This window comes from Modestobacter excelsi (assembly GCF_005930495.1).
GTDB lineage: Bacteria > Actinomycetota > Actinomycetes > Mycobacteriales > Geodermatophilaceae > Modestobacter > Modestobacter excelsi.
Genome location: NZ_SJEX01000144.1, coordinates 1 through 5104, shown reverse-complemented (window position 1 = coordinate 5104; position 5104 = coordinate 1). Strand labels below are relative to the sequence as shown.

5 protein-coding genes are annotated in these 5104 nt (G+C 72.0%); 3 read left to right on the top strand and 2 right to left on the bottom strand.

From position 1 onward, the window contains the following. Positions 1-280 precede the first annotated feature (280 nt). Together FHL80_RS24825 and FHL80_RS24820 are read right to left on the bottom strand one after the other, a co-directional pair. Positions 281-1582, bottom strand: coding sequence for a citrate synthase (locus tag FHL80_RS24825; RefSeq protein ID WP_138735994.1), 1302 nt, complete (start codon positions 1580-1582; stop codon positions 281-283). Between the two features lie 93 nt (positions 1583-1675). Continuing rightward, entirely contained in the window at positions 1676-3070 is a 1395-nt protein-coding gene (locus tag FHL80_RS24820) for a class II fumarate hydratase (RefSeq protein ID WP_138735993.1), read from the bottom strand. Positions 3071-3236: 166 nt separating this feature from the next. Here FHL80_RS24820 and FHL80_RS24815 point away from each other — a divergent pair, with 166 nt between their 5' ends. The 3 genes from FHL80_RS24815 to FHL80_RS24805 all read left to right on the top strand — a co-directional run. Beyond that, entirely contained in the window at positions 3237-3818 is a 582-nt protein-coding gene (locus tag FHL80_RS24815) for a hypothetical protein (RefSeq protein WP_138735992.1), read from the top strand. 26 nt (positions 3819-3844) lie between these two features. Then, positions 3845-4444, top strand: coding sequence for a hypothetical protein (locus FHL80_RS24810; RefSeq protein ID WP_138735991.1), 600 nt, complete (start codon positions 3845-3847; stop codon positions 4442-4444). 53 nt (positions 4445-4497) lie between these two features. Further along, positions 4498-5104: DUF1707 SHOCT-like domain-containing protein (locus FHL80_RS24805; protein ID WP_138735990.1), on the top strand; the 607-nt coding region annotated here is incomplete at its 3' end.

The window sequence follows — 5104 nt, the reverse complement described above, 5'->3', positions numbered from 1 at the left end:
GTGCCCGGCCGGCCGGAGGACGGGCCGGGACGCGGGTCCGCGGCGCAGCTGCCTGCGCGCGAGGTGCGGACACCGGGCCACCTCCCTGCTCGTGCGACGGATCGGCCCGGACGCCTGGTGGCGTCCGGTGTCCTGATCACATCGACGAGCCCAGGGGGTGGGCGTAGCTCCCTCACCGGTTCGGGGGGTGCCCCTCACCCCATCGGGGTGAGGGGGGGCAGAGCCGCCGAGGCCCCGCCGTCCGGACGGACGGCGGGGCCTCGGCGGTCCTGCTGCTCGGTCAGCGCTCGGTGAGGGGCACGAACGGGCGCTCGGTCTCACCGGTGTAGACCTGCCGCGGACGGCCGATCTTCGTCGCCGGGTCCTCGATCATCTCGCGCCACTGGGCGATCCAGCCGGGGAGGCGGCCGAGGGCGAAGAGCACCGTGAACATCTTCACCGGGAACCCCATCGCCCGGTAGATGAGCCCGGTGTAGAAGTCGACGTTCGGGTAGAGCTTGCGCTGGATGAAGTACTCGTCGGAGAGCGCGATCTCCTCCAGCTGCCGGGCCAGGTCGAGCAGCTCGTTGTTGCCGCCGAGCTTGCCCAGCACGGTGTCGGCGGTCTCCTTGACCAGCTGGGCGCGCGGGTCGTAGTTCTTGTAGACCCGGTGGCCGAAGCCCATCAGCTTGACGCCCGGCTCCTTGTTCTTCACCCGGTCGACGAAGCGGCCGATGTCGCCACCGTCGCGCTTGATGGCCTCGAGCATCTCCAGCACCGACTGGTTGGCCCCGCCGTGCAGCGGGCCGAAGAGCGCGTTGATGCCGGCCGAGACCGAGGCGAAGAGGTTGGCCTGGGAGGACCCGACCAGCCGCACCGTGGACGTCGAGCAGTTCTGCTCGTGGTCGGCGTGCAGGACGAACAGCATGTCCAGCGCCTTGACCAGCTCCGGGTCGGCCTCGTAGGGCTCGGCCGGGAAGCCGAAGGTCATCCGCAGGAAGTTCTCCACCAGACCGAGCGAGTTGTCCGGGTAGAGGAACGGCTGGCCGACCGACTTCTTGTAGGCGTAGGCCGCGATCGTGGGCAGCTTGGCCAGCAGCCGCAGCGTGGAGATCTCCACCTGGCGGTGGTCGAACGGGTCCAGCGAGTCCTGGTAGAAGGTCGACAGGGCGCTGACCGCGGAGGAGAGCACCGGCATCGGGTGCGCATCGCTGGGGAAGCCCTTGAAGAACTGCTTCAGGTCCTCGTGCAGCAGGGTGTGCCGGCGGATGCCCTGGTCGAACTCGGCGAGCTGGTCGGCGGTCGGCAGCTCACCATGGATCAGCAGGTACGAGACCTCGAGGAAGCTGGCCTGGCCGGCGAGCTGGTCGATGGGGTACCCGCGGTAGCGCAGGATGCCCTGGTCGCCGTCGATGTAGGTGATCGCCGAGGTGCAGGACGCGGTGTTGACGAACCCGATGTCCAACGCGACCTGGCCGGTCGTCGCCAGCAGTTTGCTGGTGTCGATGCCCTCGGACCCCTCGGTGGAGGGGATGACCGGCAGGGGGAGTTCGCCGCCGGTCCAGCGCAGGGCTACGTCTGGGGTGCTCGCTGTCTCGCTCATCAGCTCAGGACGCTACTCAGTTCTCCGGCCGCCGCGACACGGCCCCCGCCATCTGGTGGAAACGCAGGGACCGCGACGCGGCACGGCCCTCCCTCAGGGGTGGGTCATGGACAGCACGTCCAGGGCGGCGTCCAGCTGCTCCTCGGTGAGCTTGCCCTGCTCCACGTACCCGCGCTCGACGACGACCTGGCGGATCGTCTTCTGCTCGGCCAGCGACTGCTTGGCGACCTTGGCCGCCTCCTCGTAGCCGATGTACTTGTTCAGCGGCGTGACGATCGAGGGAGAGGACTCGGCGTAGGTCCGGCACTGCTCGACGTTCGCGACGATCCCGTCGACGCAGCGGTCGGCCAGCAACCGGCTGACGTTGGCCAGCAGCCGGATCGACTCGAGCACGTTGCGGGCCATCAGCGGCAGGGTCACGTTGAGCTCGAAGACGCCGGTGGTGCCGGCGTAGGTCACCGCGGCGTCGTTGCCGATCACCTGGGCGCCCACCTGGATGACGGCCTCGGGGATGACCGGGTTCACCTTGCCCGGCATGATCGAGCTGCCCGGCTGCAGGTCCGGCAGGGCGATCTCGCCGAGGCCGGTGCGCGGGCCGGACCCCATCCAGCGCAGGTCGTTGGCGATCTTCACGAGGCCGACGGCGATGGTCTTCAGCTGGCCCGAGCCCTCGACCAGGGCGTCGCGTGAGCTCTGCGCCTCGAAGTGGTTCCGGGCCTCCGACAGCGGCAGGTCGAGCTCGGCGACGAGCCGCTCGATGATCGCGGCGGCGAACCCGGGCGGGGTGTTGATGCCGGTGCCGACGGCGGTGCCCCCGAGGGGCAGCTCGCCGATCCGGGGCAACGAGGCCTGCAGCCGCTCGACGCCGTAGCGGACGGCGGCGGCGTAGCCACCGAACTCTTGGCCCAGGGTCACCGGGGTGGCGTCCATCAGGTGCGTGCGGCCGCTCTTGACGACCTCGGCGAACTCGTCGGCCTTGCGCTCCAGGGACAGCTCCAGGTGCTGCAACGCCGGGACGAGGTCACGGACGATGGCCTGGGTGGCGGCGACGTGGATCGCCGAGGGAAAGACGTCGTTGGACGACTGCGAGGCGTTCACGTGGTCGTTCGGGTGCACCGGTGAGCCCAGCGACTCGGTGGCCAGGGTGGCGATGACCTCGTTGGTGTTCATGTTGCTCGACGTCCCGGAACCGGTCTGGAAGACGTCGATCGGGAAGTGCTCGTCCCACTCGCCCCGGGCCACCGCGGCGGCGGCCTCGGTCACGGCGCCGGCCACGTCCTCGGGGAGGACGCCGAGCGAGGCGTTGACGCCGGCCGCGGCGCCCTTGATGGCGGCCAGCGCGCCGATCAGCTCGCGCTCGATCGGGGTGCCGGAGATGGGGAAGTTCTCGACGGCCCGCTGGGTCTGCGCGCGCCACTTGGCCCATGAGGGGACGCGCACCTCACCCATGGAGTCGTGCTCGATGCGGAAGTCGTCCTCGGTGGCCACGCTGCGCTCCCAGGTCCGGTGGTCGGCTGCTGAAGTGGTGGGTGGTGCTGCAGCGACCCTAGACAGGCCGCGGATGCCGACTCACCCAGCCGGGTGAGCGACGACCCGGCAGGGCCATGGTCCCGTCATGGTGGAGCGGCGACAACGCCGCAGACGGAGGGACCCCATGTCCGAGCACGGCCCTGGCCAGCAGCAGTGGTACGCCGCGGGCGACCCGTTCCACCCAGGTCACGCCCCCGGCGGCTGGCAGGCCGGCCACCCCACGCAGAGCACCTGGGGTCCGGCCGCCCCGCCGTGGCCCGGGCAGCCCGCCCCGCCGCCGCCGGCCGGCCGGCCGTGGGTGCCGGCCCTGGTCGCCTCGGCGGTCGTGGCCGTCGGCCTGGTGCTCGCCGTCGTCCTCGGCGCGGTCGTCATCAGCTCCTCCGCCGACGACCTGGGCCGGGCGATCGGCGAGTCCTCCGCGGACGCCATGACCGGGCAGCTGACCGGTGGCGGAACGCTGGGCTGGAGCGCCTACCCGCCCGGGGACCTGCCCGAGGTCGACCAGTCCGAGCCGGTGGCTCCCGGCGAGCTCGGGGACGACCCCGTCCTCGACGGCTACGCCGACGCCTGCTTCGGCGGTGACCTGCAGTCCTGCGACGACCTGTACACGGACTCGGAGCCGCTGTCGGACTACGAGCAGTACGCGCTGACCTGCGGTGGCCGGGTCAAGGCCTTCGACGTCCACCTCTGCACCGACCTGGACTGACCGCCGCATCCCGCCGAGGAGCACCGATGACCCGACCGCCGTCCGGCGACCCGCCCCCATGGGGGAGGACGCCCGAGCCGCAGCCGCAGCCGACGACGCCGTACGCGCAGCCGCAGTACGGGCCTCCCCAGTACGGGCCTCCCCAGTACGGGCCTCCCCAGTACGGGCCTCCCCAGTACGGGCCTCCCCACTACGGGCCTCCCCACTACGGCCAGCCGCAGTACGGGCAGCCGCCGTACGGCTACGGCGGTCCGCCGTACGGGCCGTACGGGCCGTACGCCGGTGGCCGTCCACCGGGCCGCCGCAAGCTGGTCATCGGGCTCGTGATCGGCGGGCTGGCGCTGCTGGCCGTGGTCGTCGCGGTGTTCGTCGCAGTGGCGAGGACGACCCCGGACTCGACGGTGCCGGCACCGGCTGCGACCCGCGAGCCCACCGGTCTCGGGAACGACCCGGTGTTCGACCAGCTCGCCCGGGCCTGTCACGACGGGGACATGTCCTCCTGCGACGACCTCTACGACCGGTCCGACATCGACTCCGCCTACGAGGAGTACGGCGACACCTGCGCCGGTCGTCGCGGCGGCGGGGCCTGGGCGTACTGCGTCGACGTCTACTCCGACACCGACTGACGGTCGGGTCGACGTCGGGGAGCGGGGGCCGATCCCGTCGCTAGGGTCGCCGCATGACCCAGCACCCGGTGCCCGGCCCGGACGGGCAGCCCGCCCCCGAGGAGGCCCGGCCGACCGTGCGGGCCGGGGACGCCGAGCGCGACGCGACGGTGGCCCGGCTGCAGACCGCGGTCGGGGAGGGGCGCATCGACCTCGACGAGTTCGGCCAGCGCGCGTCGGCCGCCTACGCGGCGGTGACCACCGCCGAGCTCGACGCGTTGCTCGCCGACCTCCCGGCACCGGCCTCCGCCGTCCCGGCGGTGGGGGAGATCGTCGGGGAGCGGACCAGCGGTGCGCTCGCCACCGTCTTCGGTGACGTCAAGCTGACCGCGACCACCGCCGTGCCGGACAAGGTCAGCACCGTGTTCGGTGACGTGCAGATCGACCTGCGCGGGCTGCGCACCTCGGCCGAGACGCTGCACCTGCAGCTGGGCACCGTGTTCGGCGACGTCGAGGTGATCGTCAGCGAGGGCGTCGCCGCCGAGATCGAGGGCTGGACGGTGTTCGGCGACCGGAAGACCCAGCTGGCCCCGGTGCCCCGGCTGGCCGGCACACCGCGGGTCGTCGTCCGCGGCTGGACGGTGTTCGGCGACCTGAGGCTGCGCAGCCTCGCGCCGGGGG